General features: G+C 68.6%; 29 protein-coding genes and 1 tRNA gene. 21 read left to right on the top strand and 9 right to left on the bottom strand.

The features are described from left to right. The first annotated feature begins 60 nt into the window (after positions 1-60). From rplU to JOF37_RS01575, 10 genes are all read left to right on the top strand, one after another. Positions 61-369 (top strand): 50S ribosomal protein L21, encoded by a 309-nt coding sequence (gene rplU, locus JOF37_RS01620; RefSeq protein ID WP_023950787.1) that lies wholly within the window; start codon positions 61-63, stop codon positions 367-369. A 17-nt stretch (positions 370-386) separates the two neighbouring features. Beyond that, positions 387-644 carry a 50S ribosomal protein L27 gene (gene rpmA, locus JOF37_RS01615; RefSeq protein ID WP_210004483.1) on the top strand — a complete coding sequence of 86 codons (258 nt, stop codon included), beginning with the start codon at positions 387-389 and terminating at the stop codon, positions 642-644. Positions 645-716: 72 nt separating this feature from the next. Then, positions 717-2,228 carry a GTPase ObgE gene (obgE, locus tag JOF37_RS01610; protein ID WP_210004481.1) on the top strand — a complete coding sequence of 504 codons (1,512 nt, stop codon included), beginning with the start codon at positions 717-719 and terminating at the stop codon, positions 2,226-2,228. Next, entirely contained in the window at positions 2,225-3,070 is an 846-nt protein-coding gene (gene proB / locus JOF37_RS01605; protein ID WP_210004480.1) for a glutamate 5-kinase, read from the top strand. The genes obgE and proB overlap by 4 nt, the downstream gene beginning before the upstream one ends. A gap of 9 nt (positions 3,071-3,079) precedes the next feature. Then, positions 3,080-4,342: a glutamate-5-semialdehyde dehydrogenase gene (locus JOF37_RS01600; RefSeq protein WP_210004478.1), complete on the top strand. Its 1,263-nt coding sequence runs from the start codon at positions 3,080-3,082 to the stop codon at positions 4,340-4,342. A 47-nt stretch (positions 4,343-4,389) separates the two neighbouring features. Continuing rightward, positions 4,390-4,617, top strand: a complete 228-nt coding sequence (locus JOF37_RS01595; RefSeq protein ID WP_210004476.1) for a hypothetical protein — start codon at positions 4,390-4,392, stop codon at positions 4,615-4,617. Positions 4,618-4,627: 10 nt separating this feature from the next. Next, the gene (gene nadD, locus JOF37_RS01590; RefSeq protein WP_210004473.1) at positions 4,628-5,224 is read left to right on the top strand and encodes a nicotinate-nucleotide adenylyltransferase; all 597 of its coding nucleotides are present in this window, start codon (positions 4,628-4,630) and stop codon (positions 5,222-5,224) included. Then, positions 5,221-6,480 carry a hypothetical protein gene (locus tag JOF37_RS01585; RefSeq protein ID WP_210004472.1) on the top strand — a complete coding sequence of 420 codons (1,260 nt, stop codon included), beginning with the start codon at positions 5,221-5,223 and terminating at the stop codon, positions 6,478-6,480. Before nadD ends, JOF37_RS01585 begins: the two co-directional genes overlap by 4 nt. Further along, on the top strand, positions 6,477-6,866 hold the full coding sequence (gene rsfS, locus JOF37_RS01580) for a ribosome silencing factor (protein WP_245338077.1): 390 nt from the start codon (positions 6,477-6,479) through the stop codon (positions 6,864-6,866). The genes JOF37_RS01585 and rsfS overlap by 4 nt, the downstream gene beginning before the upstream one ends. 27 nt (positions 6,867-6,893) lie before the next feature. After that, positions 6,894-6,966: transfer RNA gene (locus JOF37_RS01575), tRNA-Ala, on the top strand. A gap of 76 nt (positions 6,967-7,042) precedes the next feature. On the opposite strand, the gene JOF37_RS01570 is transcribed toward JOF37_RS01575, so the two are convergent. Genes JOF37_RS01570 through JOF37_RS01555 form a run of 4 tightly spaced genes read right to left on the bottom strand, consistent with a single transcriptional unit; the run spans position 7,043 to position 10,408 of the window. Next, positions 7,043-7,936 carry a 3-methyladenine DNA glycosylase gene (locus JOF37_RS01570; RefSeq protein ID WP_210004471.1) on the bottom strand — a complete coding sequence of 298 codons (894 nt, stop codon included), beginning with the start codon at positions 7,934-7,936 and terminating at the stop codon, positions 7,043-7,045. Continuing rightward, entirely contained in the window at positions 7,933-8,640 is a 708-nt protein-coding gene (locus JOF37_RS01565; protein WP_210004470.1) for an SOS response-associated peptidase, read from the bottom strand. Before JOF37_RS01565 ends, JOF37_RS01570 begins: the two co-directional genes overlap by 4 nt. Before the next feature lie 48 nt (positions 8,641-8,688). Next, entirely contained in the window at positions 8,689-9,723 is a 1,035-nt protein-coding gene (locus JOF37_RS01560; protein ID WP_210004469.1) for an App1 family protein phosphatidate phosphatase, read from the bottom strand. A 4-nt stretch (positions 9,724-9,727) separates the two neighbouring features. Beyond that, positions 9,728-10,408: a DedA family protein gene (locus tag JOF37_RS01555; protein WP_210004468.1), complete on the bottom strand. Its 681-nt coding sequence runs from the start codon at positions 10,406-10,408 to the stop codon at positions 9,728-9,730. 43 nt (positions 10,409-10,451) lie between these two features. Here JOF37_RS01555 and JOF37_RS01550 point away from each other — a divergent pair, with 43 nt between their 5' ends. Together JOF37_RS01550 and leuS are read left to right on the top strand one after the other, a co-directional pair. Continuing rightward, positions 10,452-11,780, top strand: a complete 1,329-nt coding sequence (locus tag JOF37_RS01550) for an anthranilate synthase component I family protein (protein ID WP_210004467.1) — start codon at positions 10,452-10,454, stop codon at positions 11,778-11,780. 52 nt (positions 11,781-11,832) lie between these two features. Further along, positions 11,833-14,412 (top strand): leucine--tRNA ligase, encoded by a 2,580-nt coding sequence (gene leuS, locus JOF37_RS01545; RefSeq protein ID WP_210004465.1) that lies wholly within the window; start codon positions 11,833-11,835, stop codon positions 14,410-14,412. A 103-nt stretch (positions 14,413-14,515) separates the two neighbouring features. Here the strand turns inward: leuS and JOF37_RS01540 are convergent, their stop codons facing one another. After that, positions 14,516-15,043 (bottom strand): hypothetical protein, encoded by a 528-nt coding sequence (locus JOF37_RS01540; protein ID WP_210004463.1) that lies wholly within the window; start codon positions 15,041-15,043, stop codon positions 14,516-14,518. 406 nt (positions 15,044-15,449) lie between these two features. Further along, the gene (locus JOF37_RS01535; protein WP_210004461.1) at positions 15,450-15,617 is read right to left on the bottom strand and encodes a hypothetical protein; all 168 of its coding nucleotides are present in this window, start codon (positions 15,615-15,617) and stop codon (positions 15,450-15,452) included. Positions 15,618-15,676: 59 nt separating this feature from the next. On the opposite strand from JOF37_RS01535, the gene JOF37_RS01530 reads away from it, so the two are divergent. The 8 genes from JOF37_RS01530 to JOF37_RS01495 all read left to right on the top strand — a co-directional run bounded on the left by JOF37_RS01530 (position 15,677) and on the right by JOF37_RS01495 (position 19,928). Next, positions 15,677-16,042, top strand: coding sequence for a hypothetical protein (locus JOF37_RS01530; protein ID WP_210004460.1), 366 nt, complete (start codon positions 15,677-15,679; stop codon positions 16,040-16,042). A gap of 187 nt (positions 16,043-16,229) precedes the next feature. Next, positions 16,230-16,499 carry a hypothetical protein gene (locus JOF37_RS01525; protein WP_210004459.1) on the top strand — a complete coding sequence of 90 codons (270 nt, stop codon included), beginning with the start codon at positions 16,230-16,232 and terminating at the stop codon, positions 16,497-16,499. A 19-nt stretch (positions 16,500-16,518) separates the two neighbouring features. After that, positions 16,519-17,064 carry a hypothetical protein gene (locus JOF37_RS01520; RefSeq protein ID WP_210004458.1) on the top strand — a complete coding sequence of 182 codons (546 nt, stop codon included), beginning with the start codon at positions 16,519-16,521 and terminating at the stop codon, positions 17,062-17,064. A gap of 295 nt (positions 17,065-17,359) precedes the next feature. Further along, positions 17,360-17,494: a hypothetical protein gene (locus JOF37_RS15645; RefSeq protein WP_276512764.1), complete on the top strand. Its 135-nt coding sequence runs from the start codon at positions 17,360-17,362 to the stop codon at positions 17,492-17,494. Then, complete coding sequence (locus JOF37_RS01510) at positions 17,491-17,793, top strand: hypothetical protein (protein ID WP_210004457.1); 303 nt, start codon at positions 17,491-17,493, stop codon at positions 17,791-17,793. Before JOF37_RS15645 ends, JOF37_RS01510 begins: the two co-directional genes overlap by 4 nt. A 328-nt stretch (positions 17,794-18,121) precedes the next feature. After that, complete coding sequence (locus JOF37_RS01505; RefSeq protein WP_210004456.1) at positions 18,122-18,817, top strand: SOS response-associated peptidase; 696 nt, start codon at positions 18,122-18,124, stop codon at positions 18,815-18,817. A 96-nt stretch (positions 18,818-18,913) separates the two neighbouring features. After that, complete coding sequence (locus JOF37_RS01500) at positions 18,914-19,570, top strand: hypothetical protein (protein WP_210004455.1); 657 nt, start codon at positions 18,914-18,916, stop codon at positions 19,568-19,570. A gap of 49 nt (positions 19,571-19,619) precedes the next feature. After that, on the top strand, positions 19,620-19,928 hold the full coding sequence (locus tag JOF37_RS01495; RefSeq protein ID WP_210004454.1) for a hypothetical protein: 309 nt from the start codon (positions 19,620-19,622) through the stop codon (positions 19,926-19,928). A 213-nt stretch (positions 19,929-20,141) separates the two neighbouring features. On the opposite strand, the gene JOF37_RS01490 is transcribed toward JOF37_RS01495, so the two are convergent. Beyond that, complete coding sequence (locus JOF37_RS01490) at positions 20,142-20,357, bottom strand: hypothetical protein (RefSeq protein WP_210004453.1); 216 nt, start codon at positions 20,355-20,357, stop codon at positions 20,142-20,144. Between the two features lie 134 nt (positions 20,358-20,491). Between JOF37_RS01490 and JOF37_RS01485 the strand changes: the two genes are divergently transcribed. After that, the gene (locus JOF37_RS01485) at positions 20,492-20,938 is read left to right on the top strand and encodes an SRPBCC family protein (protein WP_210004452.1); all 447 of its coding nucleotides are present in this window, start codon (positions 20,492-20,494) and stop codon (positions 20,936-20,938) included. A 331-nt stretch (positions 20,939-21,269) separates the two neighbouring features. On the opposite strand, the gene JOF37_RS01480 is transcribed toward JOF37_RS01485, so the two are convergent. Both JOF37_RS01480 and JOF37_RS01475 read right to left on the bottom strand, forming a co-directional pair. Further along, positions 21,270-21,758 (bottom strand): hypothetical protein, encoded by a 489-nt coding sequence (locus tag JOF37_RS01480; protein WP_210004450.1) that lies wholly within the window; start codon positions 21,756-21,758, stop codon positions 21,270-21,272. A gap of 99 nt (positions 21,759-21,857) precedes the next feature. Beyond that, entirely contained in the window at positions 21,858-22,211 is a 354-nt protein-coding gene (locus JOF37_RS01475) for a hypothetical protein (RefSeq protein ID WP_210004448.1), read from the bottom strand. Between the last annotated feature and the right edge of the window lie 57 nt (positions 22,212-22,268).

Below are 22,268 nucleotides of genomic sequence, written 5' to 3'. Positions count from 1 at the left end.
ACTTTCCAGTCTCGCAAAGACAATCGGAGCCGTGCGCTCCACAGAAGAAACAGGTGTGAAGTGGTTTACGCAGTTGTGCGCGCCGGCGGCCGTCAGGAAAAGGTCGAGGTCGGCACGATCGTCGTCCTGGACCGTCAGGCGGCTCAGATCGGCGACAAGCTCGAGCTTCCCGCCGTCCTTCTCGTCGACGGCGACGCCGTGACCACCGACGCTGACAAGCTCGCGAAGGTCACGGTCACCGCCGAGGTTCTCGGTGAGGAGCGCGGCCCGAAGATCGTGATCCAGAAGTTCAAGAACAAGACCGGCTACAAGAAGCGCCAGGGCCACCGTCAGGACCTCACGCGCGTCAAGATCACCGGCATCAAGTAAGCCAGGGAGACGCAGAGATGGCACACAAAAAGGGCGCAAGCTCCACCCGTAACGGTCGTGACTCCAACGCACAGCGCCTCGGCGTGAAGCGCTTCGGCGGCCAGGCCGTCCTCGCCGGCGAGATCCTCGTCCGCCAGCGTGGCACGCACTTCCACCCCGGCGCCAACGTCGGCCGTGGCGGCGACGACACTCTGTTCGCTCTCGCAGCAGGCGCTGTCGAGTTCGGCACGAAGGGCGGCCGCAAGGTCGTCAACATCGTGGCGGCCGCCGAGTAATTCGGCTCACACCACTTCGCGGCGAGGGGCGGGCTTCGGCTCGCCCCTCGCCCTGTTTTCAGGAGGCACCGCATGGTGACGTTCGTCGACCGGGTGACGCTGCATCTGCGCGCCGGCAAGGGCGGCAACGGCTGTGTGTCGGTGCGCCGCGAGAAGTTCAAGCCGCTGGCAGGTCCCGACGGGGGCAACGGGGGCAACGGCGGGGATGTCGTCCTCGTCGCCGATCCGCAGGTGACGACGCTCCTGTCGTACCACCACTCGCCGCACCGCTCCGGCGGCAACGGCGGCTTCGGCATGGGGGACAACCGATCGGGCGCCGCCGGTGAGCACCTCGAACTCCCGGTTCCCGTCGGCACGGTCGTGAAGGACCCCAACGGCGAGACTCTCGTCGACATGGTCGTCCCCGGCATGCGGTTCATCGCCGCGCCCGGCGGCCAGGGCGGGCTCGGCAATGCCGCCCTCGCCTCACCCAAGCGCAAGGCGCCCGGCTTCGCTCTGCTCGGCACCCCCGGGTGGGAGGGCGATGTCCTGCTCGAGCTCAAGACCGTCGCCGACATCGCGCTCGTGGGCTTCCCGTCCGCGGGCAAGTCGAGCTTGATCGCCGCGGTCTCGGCCGCACGCCCCAAGATCGCCGACTACCCGTTCACGACCCTGCACCCGAACCTCGGTGTCGTGCAGGCGGGCGACGTGCGCTACACGATCGCCGATGTGCCGGGCCTCATCGAAGGCGCCAGTGAAGGTCGTGGTCTCGGCCTCGAGTTCCTGCGCCACGTCGAGCGCTGTTCGGCGCTCGTGCACGTGCTCGACTGCGCGACTCTGGAGCCCGGGCGCGACCCCCTCACCGACCTCGACGTGATCCTCGCCGAGCTCGGCGCGTATCCCGTGCCGGAAGGCCAGGTGCCGCTGCTCGAGCGTCCCCAGCTCATCGCGTTGAACAAGACCGATGTGCCCGAGGCGCGCGAGCTCGCGGAGCTGGTTCGCCCCGACCTCGAGGCTCGCGGATACCGCGTGTTCGACGTGTCGACGGTGAGCCGCCAGGGTCTGCGCGAGCTCTCGTTCGCGATGGCCGAGCTGGTGTCCGAGCATCGAGCGGCGACGGTCGACGACGGCCCCGCCGAGCGAATCGTCATCCGCCCGAAGGGGAGCGAGCGCGACTTCACGATCCGTGTCGAAGGCGGCACGTACGGCAACGTGTACCGCATCCTCGGCGAGAAGCCCGTGCGCTGGGTCCAGCAGACGGACTTCCAGAACGAAGAGGCCGTGGGCTTCCTCGCCGACCGGCTCGAGAAGCTCGGCGTCGAGACCGAGCTCTACCGCGCGGGCGCGACACCCGGATCGACGGTGGTCATCGGCGAGGGCGACGGCATCGTCTTCGACTGGCACCCGACGCTGTCCTCGCCCGCCGAGCTCATGACGGCTCCGCGTGGAACGGACCCGCGTCTGGACCTCAACGGCCGCCGTACCTCGAGCGAGCGCCGTGAGCGCTACCACGAGCGCATGGACGCCAAGGCGGAGGCGCGTGCCGAGCTCGAGGCGGAGCGCCGTGCCGAGAAGTCGCGAGGTGCCGACGGGGACGAGGAGTGACCGCGCGCTCGCGGGCCGAGCTCAACGGCGCCCGTCGTGTCGTGGTGAAGGTCGGCTCGTCGTCGATCAGCGGCGAGAACGCCGGCAAGATCGACCTGCTCGTCGACGCGCTGGCCGCCGCGCACGCGCGCGGTACCGAGGTCGTGCTCGTCTCCTCCGGCGCCATCGCGACGGGCATGCCCTATCTGCGGCTCGACGAGCGTCCGACCGACCTCGCGACGCAGCAGGCCGCGGCGGCGGTCGGCCAGAACGTCCTCGTCTACCGCTACCAGAGCGCGCTGCGCGCCTTCGGCATCGTCGCGGGTCAGGTGCTGCTGACGGCGGGCGACTTCGAGGACCCGACGCATCGTTCGAACGCGCGGCGGGCAATGGAACGGCTGCTGGGCCTGCGCATCCTGCCGATCGTCAACGAGAACGACACCGTCGCGACCCATGAGATCCGCTTCGGCGACAACGATCGGCTGGCCGCTCTCGTCGCGCGGCTGATCGGAGCCGACGCCCTCGTGCTCCTGAGCGACATCGCCTGCCTCTACACCCGCCCGCCGAGCGAGCCGGGCGCGCAGCCGATCCGCGAGATCGCGTACGGCGACGACCTGAGTCAGTTCCAGTTCGGCGCGACCGTCGTCAACAGCGTCGGCACCGGGGGCGCGGCGACGAAGGCCTCGGCCGCGCGGCTCGCCGCCGACGGGGGCGTGGCGGCTCTCGTCACGAGCATCGACCTGGCCGCCGACGCACTGGCCGGCGCTGACATCGGCACGTGGTTCGCCGCGAACCCGCAGCCCGAGGTCGCGGCGGGGACCGGCTCGATCCCGCTCGACGAGGCGTTCGACCCGGCTGGATAGACTGACGGGATGAGCACTGCAGTCGCCACCGATGTCGCCGAGCGGCTGCGCTCGGCTCAGCGCGCCGCCCGTCAGATCGGTCTACTCGACGACGCCGCGAAAGCCGCGCTGCTCCGCGGCATCGCCGATGAGATCGTCGCGCAGACACCGGCCATCATCGAGGCGAACGCGTCCGATCTCGCCCGCGGCGACGACGACGGGATCTCGTCCGGACTGCGTGACCGGCTGCTGCTGGATGCCGCGCGGGTGGCATCCCTCGCCGACGCCGTGCGCGCTGTGGCCGAGCTGCCCGACCCGGTCGGTCGGGTGCTCGAACAGCGGGAGCTGGCGAACGGCGTGCGGCTGCAGAAGGTGACGGTGCCCTTCGGCGTGGTCGCCTCGATCTACGAGGCGCGTCCGAACGTCACGGTCGACATCACCGCACTCGCCCTCCGCTCGGGTAACGCGGTCGCCCTGCGCGGCGGGTCGGCAGCGCAGGCGACGAATGCCGCGCTCATCGCAGCGATGCGCGCGGCGCTCGAGGCAGCGGGCGTCGACCCCGGCGGCATCCAGAGCGTCGATGATCTCGGCCGCGACGGGGCGCGCGCGCTCATGCGAGCCCGCGGGCTGGTCGACGTGCTCGTGCCGCGGGGGAGTGCGCAGCTGATCGAGACGGTCGTCACGGAGTCCACCGTCCCCGTCATCGAGACCGGCGCCGGCGTCGTGCACATCGTGCTGGATGAGACCGCTCCGTTGGAGTGGGCCCGCGACATCGTCGTCAACGCGAAGGCACAGCGGCCCAGCGTCTGCAACGCCGTCGAGACCGTGCTCGTCGTGCGCTCGGCCGCCGACCGGCTCATCCCGGCGGTGTCGGACGCGCTGATCGATGCGGGCGTGACCATCCACGGAGACGCCGAGGTCCAGCGGCGCGTGCCGCAGGCGGTCGCCGCCACCGACGACGACTGGGCGACCGAGCACATGAGCCTCGACCTCTCGATGCGCGTCGTCGACGACCTGGACGACGCGATCGACCACATCCGCCGCTACTCGACGATGCACACCGAGTCGATCATCACGGCCGACGATGCGAACGCCGAGCGCTTCCTCGCCGAGGTCGACGCGGCGGTCGTGATGGCGAACGCGTCGACCCGGTTCACCGACGGCGGCGAGTTCGGGTTCGGCGCCGAGGTCGGCATCTCGACCCAGAAGCTGCATGCACGCGGTCCGATGGGGCTGCCCGAGCTCACCAGCACGAAGTGGCTCGCGCGCGGCGCCGGACAGACGCGCGCTTGACCGCCTAAACTTGACCTGCGCCGCCGCGCGAAACGAACGGAGCCCCGATGACCCTCGCCACGATCACCGCATTCGCCGCCGAACAGACGGAGCATCACGGCAACGTCCAGGCGGAGACGATGATCTTCGGCGTCATCGCCCTGGTCATCTTCCTCGCTCTCGGGCTCGTCACGCTCTCGTACCGGAACGTCGCGAACCGTCACGCCGGCAAGGCCGAGGCCTACGCCGCGGCGCAGGGACGCGAACTGACGCAGTCGGGGAACGGTCACCACTGAGGCCGCGTCGATGACGGGAACGCGTGCGCCGCGCATCGGCGTGATGGGCGGCACGTTCGACCCGATCCACCATGGGCACCTCGTGGCCGCGAGCGAGGTCGCGCAATCCTTCGATCTCGACGAGGTCATCTTCGTCCCGACGGGCACGCCCTGGCAGAAGTCCTTCGTCTCACCGGGTGAGCATCGGTACCTCATGACCGTCATCGCGACCGCGTCGAATCCCATGTTCACGGTGAGCCGTGTGGACATCGACCGCGACGGGCCCACCTACACGATCGACACGCTGCGCGATCTGAAGGCCCAGCGTCCCGAGGCCGACTTCTTCTTCATCACGGGTGCCGACGCCATCGCGCAGATTCTCAGCTGGAGGAACCATGATGAACTGTGGGAGCTCGCCCACTTCGTCGCGGTCTCGCGTCCGGGGCACACGCTGAGCAGCGCCGGACTGCCCAGTGACGACGTGAGCCTGCTCGAGATCCCCGCGCTGGCCATCTCGTCGACGGACTGTCGAGCACGCGTGGGTCGGGGCCACCCGGTGTGGTACCTCGTCCCCGACGGCGTCGTCCAATACATTGCGAAGCATCACCTGTATCGGAGCAAGGCATGAGCGACAACGAGCAAGAGCCATCGACTCCGCAGCTCACGCGTCGGCAATTGCGGGAGCTGCGCAACACCGCGTCGAACCCCGTGATCACCGATGCGGGCGCGAGCGCGGATGCCGCCGCGGAACCCGACGTCGAGCCGACCCCCGTCGCGGCGCCGTTGCCTCGCCCGGCGGAGCCCGTGGAGGTGCCGCCCGCACCGGTGCCGCAGACCTCGGCCGACCTGGGCGCGCCGGCGCTCACCCGCCGGCAGGCGCGTCTGCAGGAGAAGATCCGCACTGCGTCGATTCCGGTCATCATCACCACGGGCGAGCATGCAGCGCCTACTGAGGGCGAGATGGCGGCCGCTGATTCTCGCGAGGATGCGGGTGACGACGACGGAGCGCCGGCCGAAGAGCACATCGAGGCCGACGAGCGCACCGACTCCGACGAGCACGCCGACTCCGACGGGCAGGCCGACTCCGACGCGCACGAAGAGAGCATCGAGCACGCCGAGGCCAGCGAGCCGGCGGAGGCCGAACAGCAGGTCGACTCCGACGAGCACGTCGAGGTCGACGGCGACGGTGACGCGGACGGGCAGCCGCGCGAGAATGCCGCCGAGCACGACGGTCCTGCTGAGGACGTCGTTGATGTCGCTGACGTGCCGGCTGAGGACGACGGCGCCGCCGACGCACCGGCCGTCGAGGAGCCTGCGGACGCGGATCGCGCGCTGATCGACACGGCCCCCGACGGCGAGCCCGAGGACGAGGTCGAACGCCACGTCGTCTCGAACGACCTCGGTGCCGACCTCCTGGCGGGCGATTCCGTGTCGGCCGACGTGCCGGCATCCTTCGACCAGCTGCTCTCGCGCAGTGCGGCCGCGACCGGGGCCTTCACCGCACCCAACGCTCTGATCCTCACGCAGAACCCGGACGCCGGCCCCTTCGTCGCCCCTGTGAACGCGACCGGCGAGGTGCTGATCACCGGTACGTTCGCGCTGCCCGAGCACTACGGTTCGACCGGGGTCGTCCCCGGTTCCGCCGACGGCAAGGAGGTGGACGCCGTGCTCATGGACGGCGAGCTGCCGCCCGCGTCGTCACCCACCCCCATCGCCGCGAGCGCGGCTATTTCCACCATCAAGAGCGCCGAGGACGTCATCCGTCCGCCGGCACCCGAGAAGGGCAGCCGCTGGACGGTCGCCCTCGCCATCACCGCCGGTGCTCTCGCCGTTGCGCTGGCCGGTGTGCTGATCGTCGCGCTCGTCACAGGAGTCTTCCAATGAGTTCAGCATCCGTCATCGAGATGGTCGGCGTCGCCGCGGCCGCCGCCGACTCCAAGGGTGGCGAAGACCTCGTCGCCCTCGACGTCTCGCAGCCCCTGCCGCTCGTCGATGCCTTCCTGCTCGTCAGCGGCAACAGCGAGCGCAATGTCGCTGCCATCGCGGACGCGGTGGAGGAGAGCATGCTCGAGGCCGGCCACAAGCGTCTGCGCCGCGAAGGACGCACCGAGTCGCGCTGGGTGCTGCTCGATTTCGGCGACCTCGTCGTGCACGTCTTCCACGAGCAGGAGCGGGTCTACTACGGTCTCGAGCGCCTGTGGAAGGACTGCCCCGTCATCCCCATCGAGCCCGCCGTGGTCACGAGCACCCCGGGAGATGTAGTAAGCTAAATGAGTTGCCGCGAGAGCGGAAACCACGGGCCTGTGGCGCAGCTGGTAGCGCACCTGCATGGCATGCAGGGGGTCAGGGGTTCGAGTCCCCTCAGGTCCACGATGTCCCCGCTTCGGCGGGGATTTCGTGTTTTCTGGGCCGGTGATGCGCCGAGCCACCGCGCCGGAGAGCCGGGTCAGTGAGCTGGGGCTGCGGCGTCCAGGACGTCGATCACGGCACGGCGGAGGAGCTGGCCCCGCTCGCTGAGGAGTCGCTGCTCGCGGACGTAGTGTGCCTTCCCCTCGGCGGTCTCGATGGGAACGGGGGAGTAGCCCCAATCGGTCAGGTCGTACGGAGAGGCGCGCATGTCGAGCGTGCGGATGTCGCGGGCGAGCTCGAAAGCGTCGAGCAAGAGCTCGCCGGGTACGAGCGGACTCAGCTTCACGATCCACTTGTAGACGTCCATGCCGGCGTGCAGGCAGCCGGGCTGTTCTCGTTGCGCGGCCCCGTCGCGCTCGAGCCGGTCGCGATTGCGCGGGACGGCTTCCGGCGTGAAGAAGCGGAAGGCGTCGAAGTGCGTGCACCGGAGATCGTGCGCCTCGACCACGGCATCCGTCCCGACGCTGCCGAGTCGCAGGGGGACGGCATGGCGCGTGGCCTGTGCGCGGTAGACCATGGCCCACTCGTGCAGTCCGAAGCAACCGAAAGCGGCGTTGCGCGCCAGCGTGGCGCGAAGAATGCCGACGGCGCCGCGGTACAGCGACCCCCGCTGCTCGCGGAAGGCGGCATCATCGACGCGCGCGCCATCGGCGCCGACCGGGGTGTACCAGCGCCACTCGGCGCGCTCGCGGGCGTCCTGGAGCACGATGCCGGCACCCGGATGCCATCGGCGCAGCACGGAGGGCTTGTACGAGTAGTAGGTGAAGAGGAAGTCCTCGACGGGATGCTTCTGCCCGCGGGCCGATCGATCGCGATGCGCCGCCGTCAGCGCATCGGCGCGCTGCGCGTGCGCCTCGGCGCGGCCCCGCCATTCGTCGGCCGAGAGGCGGGCGAGCGGTGGCGCGGCTGCGGCAGCGACCGTCGCACTCACACGGGCTCGATGAGTGACGGGTCGTCGTTGCGCACGTTGCCGACCGCGGCTCCGACCGGGAACCAGGTCAAGCTCTCGACGACGCCGGGGGCCGCGTCGACGACGGCGTCGAGCAGATCGGCCGGGTACTCGGTGGTCGGGTCGAGCCAGACGTCGGCGTGATCGGCGTCGATCACCAGCGGCATCCGGTCGTGGATGTCAGCGAGACCGCCGACGGCGGAGCGGGTGAGGATCGTGAAGCTGAGCAACCAGCGGTCGGCGTCGTCGTCGGGCCGTGACTCGTCCTTCCACCACTCGTAGAGCCCGGCGAAGAAGAGCGGCTCGTCGGCGGCGGGGCGGATGTAGTGCGGCACCTTCGAGCCGGCGGGGCCCTGCCACTCGTAGTAGCCCGAGGCGGGCACGACGGCGCGTCGGGCGGCCAGCGCTTTGCGGAACATGGGCTTCTCGGCCGCTTCTTCGGACCGAGCGTTGAAGGCGCGCGAGCCGACGCTCGGGTCTTTGGCCCACGCCGGCACGAGGCCCCAGCGCGCAGCCGCGAGCCGGCGCGTGGGTGGCTCCGTCTTGGCCGAGTCGAGCACGATCGTCGCCCGCGCCGTGGGCGCGACGTTGAACGAGGGAGCGGGCAGATCGTCGGGTACGACCTCGGCGCGCAAGACGCCCGCCAGCTCGGAACCGACGCGGGCTACGACGAAGCGACCGCACATACGACCAGCGTACGCGGCGGTGCCGACACGGCGGTCGCTCAGCCGGCGTCAGTCGCTCTCGATGACCCCGACGCCCGCGAGCCGGTCGAGCAGAGCGGCCCCGTCCGAGCCGGTGACCCATGGCACCTGCGCCGCGGTGTGGTCATTGACGGCCGTCCGGCCACCCGCGAGCACGGCCTCAGTGGGTGAGAGCCGCCGGATGGCGACCGCGCGAACCCGGTCCGGGTGCTCGCTCGCGAAAGCGGTGTAGAGCGCGTCGTCGTGCTGGCCGTCGTCGCCGATCAGTAGCCAGCGCACGTGCGGGAACTCCTGTGCGAGGCGACGCAGGTTCTCCGCCTTGTGGTCGCGACCGCTGCGGAACCAGCGATCGTGCGTCGGTCCCCAGTCGGTGAGCAGCATCGGACCAGAAGGGAAGACATGGCGGCGGAGGAAGCGCATCAGAGTGGGCGCCACGTTCCAGGCGCCGGTCGAGAGATAGATGACCGGGCTGCCCGGTCGGTCGCGCGTCAGGCGCTCGAGCATGACGGCCATTCCGGGCACGGGCTGGCGCGCATGCTCGTCGAGGACGAAGGAGTTCCACGCCGCGACGAAGGGGCGGGGAAGCGCCGTCACCATGACGGTGTCGTCGATGTCGGAGACGATGCCGAACTCGACGTCGGTACCGATCACGAACACGCGGGTCTCGATCGGTTCGCTGCCTTCGACGGTCATCGTGACCGGCTGCCACCCGGGCTCGAGCGTGCCGGGCAGTTTGGCATCGATCACGCCGCCGCGATCGGCGACGATGTCGTGCGACACGCCGGCGATCGTCACGCGAACCTGCGCGAAGGCCACCGGGACCGACGCGAAGCTCCGCCAGCCGCGCACCGACGCGTACTCGCCGCCATCGGTCGGCGGAACCTTCGGGGCGATGAGCACGCGGCCGAGTACCCGTACCCACCCGTCGCCGCCGTAGCCGGGGTAGGCCGCGACGGTGGGGCGCTGACCGCGGGCGCGGGCGCGTCGTTCCCGCCACGAGTGGAATCGACGCTCGAGGCGCGCGAGCCACAGGATCTTCTTCCGCGGAGCCGGTGAGGAAGCCATCGCCTCAGTCTTTCATGTCGGGATCGGTCGTGCGGTTCGTCTCGGCCTCGAGAGCGAGGTGGCGGGCCTCGCGCCGTGCGATGACGCGCTTGAGGAGGTATGCACCGATGAGGAAGACGACGATGATCGCGACGAAGAGGTAGCCCGCGTACTGGATGTTGTCCGACACAGCCCGGTACGTCTTCGCCGCGGCAGCGACCACACCGACATAGAGGGAGGTCCAGATGAGGCAGGCGGGGGCCGTCCAGGCGATGAAGCGTCGATACGAGTAGCCACTCATTCCGACCGTGAGCGGTACGAGCGAGTGCAGCACGGGGAGGAAGCGCGACAGGAAGATGGCCGGGCCGCCGCGACGGCGGAGGTAGAGCTCCGAGCGCACCCAGTTGTGCTCCCCGATGCGTCGGCCGAGACGAGAGAAACGGATGCGCGGCCCGAGCCATCGCCCGAGTGCGAACCCGATGGACTCGCCGGCGAGCGAGCCCACCACGACCGCCGCTCCGAGGAGGAAGCCTTCGCCGACGCTTCCGACCGCCGTCGAGGCGACGATCACAACAGTGTCGCCGGGGACGACGAGACCGACGAGGACGCTGGTCTCGAGCATGATCGCGATCCCTGCGACGACAGTGCGCAGCACCGGGTCGATGTTCTGCACCGTGTCCAGAATCCAGTCGAGGATCTCGTTCACCCTCTGAGCCTAGGGCCCGCCAGCGGCGGCATAGCCTGAGAGAGTGCCTGCGACCTTCGCCTACCGCCCGCTCGACGAGTGGGTCGACCCGGCCGCACTGTTCCCGGGCATCCCGGACGAGCACGCGTTCTGGCTCGACGCCGGAGTGGATGCCGCTGAGGGGTGGAGTTGGGTGGGGACCGGTGTGCTCGCGAACCGACCCGATCCTCTCGTCGACGGGACGGCGCCCGGCGCGCAGGAAGCCAGCGCCGCCCCCGGCCCCTTTCGCGGGGGCTGGGTCGGGTGGTGCGACTACGACTCCGCCGCCGCTGAGGCCGGAGCCCCCCACCGCTCCGACGACGCGGTTCCCGCATCGCTGTGGCTCCGCGTCGACCGATTCGTCGCGTTCGACCACGCCGCGCGCGTCGCGTGGCTCGTCGGTCCGAGCTCCGAGCTCGCGGTGTTCACCGACACGGTGGCGGGGTGGCGCGAGGCGGCGGCGACGCGCGCTGCGACGACCGAGCCTCCGCAGCGCGGCGCCGCGCTCGCACGCGTGGAGCCCGACGTGTACGCCGAGCTGGTCGAAGGCTGTCGCGCCGCGATCCGCCGCGGTGACGCTTATCAGCTGTGCCTCACCACCCGGTTCGACGTCGCGAGCGCGGCGGCGATCGACCCGCTCGAGACCTTCGAGCGATTGCGCGCGGCCGCGTCATCGCATCACGGCGCGGTGATCCGATCGGGGGCCTCGGCACTCGTGAGCGTCAGTCCCGAGCGATTCCTGCAACTCGATGCGGGAACCGTCCGCACGAGCCCGATCAAGGGCACGCGGCGCCGCGGCGGCGATGACGCCGCCGACCGGGCGCTGGCGGCAGAGCTCGTCGCGAGCCCGAAGGAGCGGGCCGAGAACGTGATGATCGTGGACCTCATGCGCAACGACCTGCAGCGGGTGTGCGTTCCGGGATCGGTCACCGTCGAGCGACTGCTCGAGGTCGAGACCTATCCCACCGTGCATCAGCTCGTCAGCACCGTCGCGGGCACCCTGCGGCGCGGCATCCGCTTCTCGGACGTCCTCGCGGCGACGTTCCCGGCGGGCAGCATGACGGGAGCGCCGAAGCTGTCGGCGATGACGATCCTGCACGAGCTCGAGGCGGCCCCGCGAGGTGTGTTCGCCGGTTGCTTCGGCTGGCTCGGCGACGACGGAAGCGGCGATCTCGCGATGGTGATCCGTTCGGTCGTCATCGCGGGCGAGCGCGCCTACGTCGGGGCGGGCGGGGGGATCACGTGGGGCTCGGAGCCCGACGCGGAGGTCGAGGAGGTCGCACTAAAGGCGCGCGCGCCGCTCGCCGCACTGGGAGCCGTGCTGCCGCCGCGCTGGCAGGAACGGGTCCGGTAGCCTGGAACATGCGCTTTCGCGCCCATCTCGCACTTCCCAGATTGGTTCACCCGTGACCGACACTTCGACTGATCGCGCGACCGCGCCCGATTCCGCCGCTTTCGACGCCCACGCCATCCAGGCGAAGTGGCAGCGCGCCTGGGCCGACGCCGATCCCTTCCGGGCCGGTGGCGACGACGACAAGCGCCCCCGCAAGTACGTCCTCGCGATGTTCCCGTACCCCTCCGGCGACCTGCACATGGGGCACGCCGAGAACTACCTCTACTCCGACATCGTCGCCCGGTTCTGGCGCCACCGCGGATACAACGTGCTGCACCCGATCGGCTGGGACAGCTTCGGTCTGCCCGCCGAGAACGCCGCGATCAAGCGCGGCGCCGACCCCCGGGCCTGGACGTACGACAACATCGCGCAGCAGAAGCAGAGCCTGCACGAGTACGGCGTCTCGTTCGACTGGAGCCGCGTGCTCCACACGAGCGACCCCGAGTACTACACGTGGAACCAGTGGCTGTTCCAGAAGCTGTACGAGAAGGGCCTGGCCTACCGCAAGGAGAGCCCGGTCAACTGGTGCCCGCACGACCAGACCGTGCTCGCGAACGAGCAGGTCGTCGACGGCCGCTGCGAGCGCTGCGGCAACGAGGTCGTCAAGAAGAAGCTGACCCAGTGGTATTTCAAGATCACCGAGTACGCCGACCGGCTGCTCGACGACCTGAACCAGCTCGAGGGGTTCTGGCCGCAGAAGGTCATCCAGATGCAGCGCAACTGGATCGGCCGTTCGGTCGGCGCTGACATCGACTTCGAGATCGAGGGACGGGCCGAGACAGTCACCGTGTTCTCGACGCGCCCCGACACCCTGCACGGCGCGACCTTCATGGTCGTCGCGCCGGACTCGGACCTCGCCGCCGAGCTCGTCGCGGACTCCTCCGAAGAGGTGCGCACGCGCTTCCAGGATTATCTGCAGACGGTGCAGAAGACGAGTGAGATCGACCGGCAGACGGCGGACCGCCCGAAGACGGGAGTCTTCCTCGACCGTTTCGCCATCAACCCGATCAACGGGGAGCGGCTGCCGATCTGGGCCGCCGACTACGTGCTCGCCGACTACGGACACGGGGCGGTCATGGCCGTTCCCGCGCACGACCAGCGCGACCTCGACTTCGCCCGCGCCTTCGACCTGCCCGTTCGCGTCGTCGTCGACACGACGGCGCCGGTCACGGGTGCCGTGCCGGTCATCGAGCTGGATGAGGACGGCGTGCCCGTCATGCCGGCGTCCGAGCTCGACGACCTCGACCCGGCCCGCACCGGGGTGGCGCTGACCGGCGACGGCCGGATGATCAACTCGGGCGCTCTCGATGGTCTGAGCAAGCGCAACGCGATCGCGCGCGCCATCGAGCAGCTCACGGCGAGCGGCACCGGTCGCGCCGCCAAGACCTACCGCCTGCGCGATTGGCTCATCTCGCGGCAGCGCTTCTGGGGCACGCCCATCCCGATGATCCACACCGAGGACGGCCGCATCGTCCCGGTTCCCGCCGACGAGCTGCCCGTGCGTCTGCCCTCGGTCGAGGGACTCGACCTCACCCCGAAGGGCGCGTCGCCGCTGGGTGCGGCGACCGACTGGGTGACGACGACCGACCCCGAGACGGGCGAGCCGGCGCGTCGCGACCCCGACACGATGGACACCTTCGTCGACAGCTCCTGGTACTTCCTGCGCTTCCTGTCGCCGAACGACGCCGGGCAGCCGTTCGCGCCGGCTGAGGCCGACAAGTGGGGTCCCGTCGACTTCTACATCGGCGGCGTCGAGCACGCGATCCTGCACCTGCTCTATGCGCGGTTCATCACCAAGGCGTTGTTCGACATGGGCCAGGTGGAGTTCACCGAGCCCTTCTCGAGCCTCATCAACCAGGGCATGGTCATCCTCGACGGCGCGAAGATGTCGAAGAGCAAGGGCAACCTCGTCCTGTTCCAGGAGGAGCTTGAACAGCACGGTGCCGACGTTCTGCGCGTCGCCCTCGCCTTCGCCGGTCCGGTGGAGGACGACAAGGACTGGGCGGATGTCTCGACCACGGGCGCTGCGAAGTTCCTCGCCCGCGCCTTGCGCGTCGCGGCAGACGTCGACAGCGAGACGGATGTCGTGTGGGCGGAGGGCGACACCGCTCTGCGCCGCGTCACGCACCGGATGTGGGCGGACGTTCCGGGGCTCGTCGAGCAGACGAAGTTCAACGTCGTGGTGGCGCGCCTGATGGAGCTCGTGAACGCGACGCGGAAGGTCATCGACACCGGTGCGGGCGCCTCCGACCCTGCAGTCCGCGAAGCCGCCGAGGCCATCGCCGTCGTCCTCGACCTGTTCGCGCCGCACACGGCCGAGGAGATGTGGGCGATGCTCGGCCACCGTCCGTTCGTCGGTCTCGCCGTGTGGCGTCAGCCCGACCCGACGCTGCTGGTCGAGGAGTCCGTCACGGCCGTCGTCCAGATCGACGGCAAGGTCCGCGGCACGTTGAGCGTTTCGGCGAAGATCTCCTCGGACGAGCTCGAGGCTCTCGCCCGCGCCGACGAGAAGGTGACGCGAGCATTGAACGGCCGCGCGATCGCGCGAGCCGTCGTGCGCGCCCCGAAGGTCGTGAGCTTCACCACCGCCTGATCGACATCGAAGGGCCCGGTCCGTTGCGGGACCGGGCCCTTCGTCATCCCGTTTCGGCGCCTCCCAAGCCGGGCGCGACAGCGCACGGGACTGCCCCTCGGTGCTAGAGCAAGGGCAGAGACAGCCCACCGAGCACCGCCGCCGCGGCAGTTCCGATGAGGACGACGGTCCTGAGCCGCCGGTGGTCGAGGAAGATGCGGAGCAGCAGGAGGGCGGAGAACTGACAGAGGAGGCCGGCCGTGAGAACCACCGCGACTGATACGCCGATCCAACCCGGCCCCGATGATGCCCACCCGAGGATCACGCCGAGCAGCAGCAGTGCGCTCGTCGCGAGGCACGCCCCGAGTAGAAGCGAAGTCGAGCGAGTCTGACCTCGTCTCGCGCCGAGCATTAACGGAGGCAGCACGAAGATCGTCGCGATCGGCGCGAGAACCAGCGCGCCTATCAGGACGAAGCGGAGGAAGAGGACGAAAGGGCCCGCGCCACTGACGGGCACCAGGAGGAATGCCGCGGAGGCAGCTCCGATGTTCAGTCCCGCACACGCGCCCGCGAGGAGTGCAGTGAACGTGGTCAACGGGGATGTCGCGCCGGGCGTGGGGTCTGTCTCGCGACCGGCCCGAGTGATCCCCATGCGCTGAGCCTAGAGAGGGGCAGGAGGGGTGAATGACAGGGACGTGGTCCGAGGGCCGCATGGGTTCCGTGAGGGTGCTGGACCGGTCAGGTCACCTCGACGAGAGTGAGGTCATGCTTGTCTGTGATGTAGCCGCCCGTCTCGTGTTCACTCGTGAAAGCGAGGATGATGGCATCGTCCTCGGCTGCAACTGAGGCGCCATCCGAGCAGTCGCGTTGCTGCGATCATTTCGGGCGCGAGAGGGGGCGACCCTGATACCGATCCGAACCTGAAACCGACTTCCCGGGCGGGCCTACCTCGACGCCGTGCGTGCGGACGTCTGGTCGGCGCTCGAAGACCGCACCGCCGCAGCAACGGTGGATGACTGCGTGCCGGAATCGATGGACTACGGCGGAATCTCGACGGGTCAGAGGTGGAAGCCGGCGGAGCTCGTCCCGCGCACGCCGTTCTGCACCTGGGTCATGGTGTCGGCGCGCCCGGAGCGGCGCGCTGCCTGCTGCTCCTCGTGGGTGATGGGCCGGCCGAGGACCAGGTGCCGGAGCCGCGTCCAGATGGAGAGCTTCTTCTGGGACATGTCATGTCTCCTTTTCGCCATTCTTCCACGCGGCCCGTGTCGTAGGCGACACGCCGCTCATGTCGCTGGAGCACTCCTTCGGGACCGCCATCGGTGGTGCGGCGGAATCTGCGGGCGCCGATTTTCGGCCACGCGTGCTGTTAGGTGGGATCGGGATGCTCGAGGGTTGGGAAGCGCGCGACGGCACTGAGTACTACGCCATCCAGGGTCCCCGTGACGTCAACCGCTATCTGGATGGTGCTCAAGTCGGCGCCCTGGGGTACGCCATCACCCCTTCGCAGGAGAATGGCATCACTGAGCTTGATTCCGGGATGACCGCGGGGGACCCCATCGAACAACACAACTGGCTACTGTCGACAGGCGAGCGGCTCAATCCGCGCACGCGTCGTGAGGTAAACCGCGTCTTGTACGAGCTAACACGATGAGGCGCCGCTGGGTCGTCGGCGTTGCCCTCGCGATGCTGACAACGCTGCTCACAACGGGCTGTGCATCAGGGGAGCAGATGACACTCGACGAGGCACGCGCAATAGCCGAGACGGTGATGAAAACGATCGCTGATGAGGTTCCAGGCGGCACTATCGAGGATTTCTCGGCAGAATCGCCCTACCTGCCATGCGGAGAAGGTGCATATACCTACAGCGCCCGGTGGGGGTAACACCAGATCGCGCCTTCAGCGGTGCGGACTTCGTTCGAGACCTCCCCGGCCGTCTGGGCGAAGAGTTCCTCGTCGACGACAAGGTCGTCGACATCGCGTTCCCGGCGGTCGCGCTGAACCATGCGAGCGGGATCATCCTGGATGTCATCGTCGCGGACGTCGATGGGGCCGAGGTCGTTGACGTCTACGCGATCGCTCCATGTGCAACAGGCGAACCGCCTGAGTGAACCGGAGAATGGAGACCAAGTGAAGGCCCGGCTCCTCGTTGGTGTGACGCTCGCGTGCGCGATGTTGTCGGCGTTCGTGGGTTGCGCGCCGCATCCGAGCCCTCCGACCGTCGTCGGCGAGAACTTCCCCGGCACCTGCTTGCCCGGTGAACTGAGGTGGCCGACTGATTTTATTGAGTCGTTGCCGGGCGCATCCTCTGCGGTCGGCGGCAGGATCGTCGGTCTGCGTCTTGAGTACGTGGACTCCGAGTGGGTATGGCGGCTCCGCTCCGCTGCGCAGAAGACCAACCTATTGGGCCAACGAGAGAACGATCCGAGCTTCGGCCGAGACTCAATTGTTGATGCCCGCACTCTGGCTGTCGTCTCGTCCTACGACGCGGAGCTCTCTACAGCCGAGCAAGAGGAGGGTACGAGCGCCTACGAGGTAGCTCAGCGCGCAGGGGAAGAGTGGCCGTCCACCTTGATCATCGAAATGGCACGCGTTCGCGAAAACGACGAGTCGATGTGGCAGATCACCACCTGCGACACCGAGACGTCCGAGCACCACGTTGAGACTCTGCGTTGACAAGCATCGGCTCCGCAGCCCTCGGTCGATGCCGCAGACGATGTTATCGGCAAGCCTGATGCCGGGCGCTGGTCGAGGTCGACACGCGGTGCCAAGACCCTGTGTCGAAACGTCTTCAGCCGGAACCTCGCGCGAGGGGGTTTTCGGGAGGCACGATGGATGCACAGCTACGGAGGGGGCTACGGCGCCGGACGCGTTAACGTTTGAGGACGACTGGCCGGAGTTGTTCGTACAGCTCGACGCGGCGCAGCGCGATAGCGTGCGGCAGGCTCTGGCGGGTTGGCACGACGCGTTCGTGCCGACGCGTGAGGAGGTCGAGAACATCACCGACTACGCCCGAGGGGCGATCGACATGAAGCAGTACCAACGCCGAGGTCACGCTCTCGCCCGACGCATCGTCGGCGTCGATAGGTCGGGCGACGCTGAATGAGCAAACACGAACCTGCACGCGATGAGGAGCACATCCGCAGACGGCTGGAGCAGCTGGACGCGGAAGAGCGCGACCTTCACGGGAAGGACATGACTCCGCTGCGGTTCATGGCGCATTCAAGTCACTTGCGGCAGGACGCGATCGACAACGAGCGCGCCAAGCTGCGCGCGGCTCTCGGGCACGAACGCTCCCCGGACGCCGCGCAGCGGCGCTCTCACATGCCGGGATGGATGCTGCTGGCTGCCAGCGTCGTCGTGATGATGGCGGTTCTCGCCATCACCTCTGCGTTGATGAATTGATCGGTGGGGGAGTGGGTCTAGCGGTTCTACCGCGTGTTCGACGACGGTGTCGTGCAGCTCGGACCAGCAACGTGGCGTGGGCGGCCGTGATCAGAGCCCACAGCACGGCGACGACGATGTCCGAGACCTCTTGCCGTCCGATCGCGACTGCGGCATAGATGGCGGTCAGCACAGCGGTGAAGCATGTGAGGAACACGAGCACGCGGAAACGTGGCCCGGCGAGGTTCGCAATCGACCACGGCTCCTGCGGCATGCCGGAACCGTAGCAGAGCGGTCGGTCCGGGAAGCTCCCTCGACGCTACTCGGCTCGCGCCGTAGGGTCACTCGTATGTGCGGCCGATTCGCGAATGACGCAGGGACCGACGAGCTGATCCGGGAGTACGTCGCCGGCGGCGGGAAGCCCGAGGAGTGGTCGAGCGCGTGGACTGGTGCATATTCCATCGCACCGACGCAGGATGCCCCGATCGTCCGTGACCGGGGTGAGGGCCGGTTTCTCGAGCTCGTCCAATGGGACTGGCAGAAGCCAGCGAACCGGCCGCGGGGTGGCCCGATCATCAACGCCCGGATGGAGAAGCTCGCGCAAGGGTTCTGGGCGCCGGCGTTCAGCGCCGCCCGGTGCATCGTCCCGATGCGCGGGTACTTCGAGTGGACCGGCGACAAGACGCCGAAGACCCCGCACTTCCTCCACGGCGACGGGCTGCTCTCGGCCGCGGGACTGACCTGGTCGATGGAACTGCCGAACGGTGAGAAGTCACGCTGCTTCGTCGTCATCACCCGCGAAGCGCGCGATGCCAGCGGCGAGGTGCACGACCGAATGCCGGCGTTTCTGACCCCTGACACCTGGGACGACTGGCTGACTCCGGAGAAGCTCACCGGCGATCGCAAGGCCGAGACGCTGGCGATGCTCGAGCACAGCTCGGGTGAGGTCGCCTCGACCATCCGCGAGCACATCGTCGACCGCAAGGTCAGCAACTCCCGGACCGTCGACCCAGCTGATCCCAGCTTGCTGGAGCCGGTGGGCTAGGCGAGAGGGTCATCTCAGAGTCGTGGGTCCCGCACCCCGAGTGCGGAACGATGGTGACCAGTTCACCGAGCGAGGCGGTCGGGTAACGTCGGCCTGATGGCGCACCTCCCAATGGACGCTGAGCCCCTGGAGATGAGGGGCGCCGGGCGTGAGCACCGCAACTACGCGGTGATGGCGGTCGTTCTCGGCGGGTTGTTTGCGTTCCTCAGTTCGGGTTCCGCGTTGTATCTGTTCCGCGACACCCTGCACTACAACTGCTCCTACTTGTTCACGGGCGAATCGTGGGAGGCAGGTGAATGGGTCTGCGCAGACGGGATCGGCTACATGGTCGTCGCGGTGGGTCTCGGCGGGATGTCCGCGCTGCTGGTGCTCCTCGGCCTGCTCGTCGCGATCGGCAAGCCGTCTCTCCGCGGTGCTGCGACGCTGGTGGTGCTCGCATCGGTGTCGCTCGCGTGGATCGGGTGGTGGTCGTTCTACCCGGCCACGATCTATACCGGATCCCGCCCGCCCGGTGAGACGGGGCTGGGGCTATGGATGGAGGCGGTGGCCCCGAGCTTGGCGGTGAGTGTTCTGGGTCTGCTCATCGGGGTAATCGGTGTGGCCGTCGGCCGGCGATGGTCGCTCGTTGGAGCCACAGCCGGTGCTTGCCTCGTCTGTCTCGGTACGACGCTCCAGTTCGGCATCGGGGTTTCGACGCTCGCCGCGGCCGGGTTCGTTGCTGCAGCTGGTATCCAGCGAAACGCGTCGAGATAATCGTCGAGCAAGCCTCGGCGACGTTGTGGGCACATGAAGGAGAGCCGTGATGGAGATTCCCCAGCCGCCGCGAGATCCGAAGGCGCGCGCTCGCAACCATCAGCTGATGATCGCCGGTCTTCTCAGCTCATCCGTCGGCGGGCTGTTCCTGGTGCTCGCCATCGATGACCCCGGTAACCTGATGCGCTGGCTCGTGCTCGCGGGCTGGATCGCTCTAGCCGTCGCAGGGAACATCTACGCCTGGCGCCGGTACTACCACGAGTACCCACCTGACCCTTGGCCCGGGAGCCCGCCGCCAGGAAGCAGCGACGTCGGGAGCGCAACCGTCACCGAGGACGGTCGTCCCGGGTCGTTCTAATAGAGCATCCGTCGCGCCAAGAGAACCCAAACCGTGATCGTGCACGGGATGGCCCGGGCGATGCCGACTGTTCGCCAGCTTTCACCGGCGAGTAACGCCAGCGGCATCCCGATCAGCGAGAGCAGTAAAGCGACCGTCATGACCACGAGGGAACGGCGCGACCAAGGCTGCACCCGTCCATGCTGATGCATGCTCGATCCGTTCGCGACGCGACTAGCGGCCTGCGCTGTCGTCGTCCGTGCCGCCGCGCTGGGCTAACCAGAAGAAGAATCCGGAGGTCATCGCCAGGCTGATCGCAGAGCCGACCCCGCTCGCATGTCCGTAGACGAGTGCCATCGCGAGGATCGCGAGGCCATTGGCGAGGAGTACCGCCGAGCAGATGAGCAGTGCTTTGTTGGCCCTCTTTCGATCGGCCCATCTGGTCCCCATGCGGCGAGCCTAGCGAGCCGCCATGCCGGGTGCGGTTGCTAGCCAACGACGCTCCGCGCTTTGAGACTGAGTAAGGGAGGGGTCGTCGAGCCCCGCCCGTCAGACCTTGGGCCGCGGTGTGGGATCATCGGCGAATGACGTCGTCGTTCGAGATCGAGACGCATGCGGATGTTCCCGCCGAGGCGCTCTTCGACGCGTCGCTCGACATCGGAGCCCATGTCGACTCGATGCGCGGCACCGGCGAGCGTGCGATCGGTGGGGTCACGACTGGCCGCATCGGGCTGGGTGAGACGGTCACGTGGCGGGCCTGGCACTTCGGCATCCCGTTCCGGATGACTTCCCGCGTCACGGCGCTCGATCGGCCCCGCCGCTTCGTGGACGAACAGGTCGCCGGACCGTTCCGGATCTTCCAACACGAGCATCTCTACCTCGAGCGCGACGGTGTGACGATCATGACCGATCGCGTGACCCTCGCGTCACCGGTGTTCGGACTGCTCGCCGAGCGCGTCGTACTCGTGCCATACCTGCGCCGCCTGCTCACGCGGCGGGGCCGGCACCTCGTAGCCTCCGTCACTCGGTGACGCGGCACGGGGGTGCGGATCGGTCCTGGCCCGACACGGGGCGATCCTGGCGGTTCTCGCCATCGCCTCTGCGCAGATCAGCGATTCCTGACGGGAGCGCCCTGCACGTAGCGCGGGGCCGTGAGACCCCCCGTACGGTTCAGGCAGCGATGAGCCCGCCCGGGTGTGTCAGGAGACTTCCGGCCATTCGCTCGTGAGGAACGCCGCTGGCGATGCTCGAGCACAGCTCGGGTGAGGTCGCCTCGACCATCCGCGAGCACATCGTCGGCCGCAAGGTGAGGAACTCCTGCGCCGTCGATCCGGCTGATCCGACTTTGCCGGAGCCGGTGGGTTAGCGACGGCGAGGCCCTCCCGGCTTCAGGGGTCGGTCGGTTCTTCTGCCGGTCTGGGTCGATGCGAACCAGTAGCAGAACGATCCGCCGAGGATCATATTGATCGTGCCCCCTATGCCGCCCCAGTAGCCCGATCCGAGGGCGAACGCGCCGAGCGCCAACCCGCCGGCTACGAGGATCACTGACAGCACCATCACGACCTTGATGACCGGTCGCCGGTCGGCCCACATCGTCCGGTTGGGTGGGCCCTCGAAGTCGCCAACCGCCCCGAGCTCGGTCCCAGCCCTCGTGGGAATACTCAGTTCTCGTCTGATGAGATCGGCTGCATGTTCGAGTTCGCGCAAGCGCTGCGAGAAGTGAGCGCCTCCAGGTACCGACAGTGCGGCCAGCAGCACTTCGTGGTGCTCTCGTTCGAGCGCCTCCAACCGGGACAGCAACTCGTCTCGGCTTGGACGAGGTCCGTCCTTGCCGACTGCGTCATGCGACATCGGCGGCTTCCCCTGCCGTGCTCCGATTCATCCGGGTGACGTAGCGGCGCCGCCGAGAGACCGCCGCCGACGGAACGCGCTCCGGTTTCATGATGACTGTCATTGAGACGGGGCGGTGATGGGGAACTCTGCGAACGGCTCGTCGCCGTGCGGGGCGAGCTCGAGGTAGCTGAGCTGCCCCTCGCTGACGAACAGCAGGAGCGTGGCACCCTCCGTCTCGGCGATCAGCACGGTTCGAAGCTCGACGTCCGGCGCCTGGCCGGCCTCGTCGATGAGTTCGATCGAAGGGCAGGTGCCGCAGGCGCAGGGCTTGCCGGCGCGCACAGCGTCGAGCCGCTCGTACAGCCGCTCGCGCGCGTCGGCGTCCAGCACCGCATCTCCCGGCAACGGCTCGCCATTGTCGATCATGAAAGCCGCGATTCCCCGCTCTCGCTGCGTGAGCTCTCTCCCCATGGCGACAACGTACCGCGGCGGCGTCGCGCGGGCTACGGATGCCGGCGGTGACGGCAC

The organism is Microbacterium imperiale, from assembly GCF_017876655.1.
In the GTDB taxonomy this organism is placed as follows: domain Bacteria; phylum Actinomycetota; class Actinomycetes; order Actinomycetales; family Microbacteriaceae; genus Microbacterium; species Microbacterium imperiale.
Note: the sequence above shows the minus strand (reverse complement) of the source record. Positions and strands in the feature narration are given on the sequence as shown.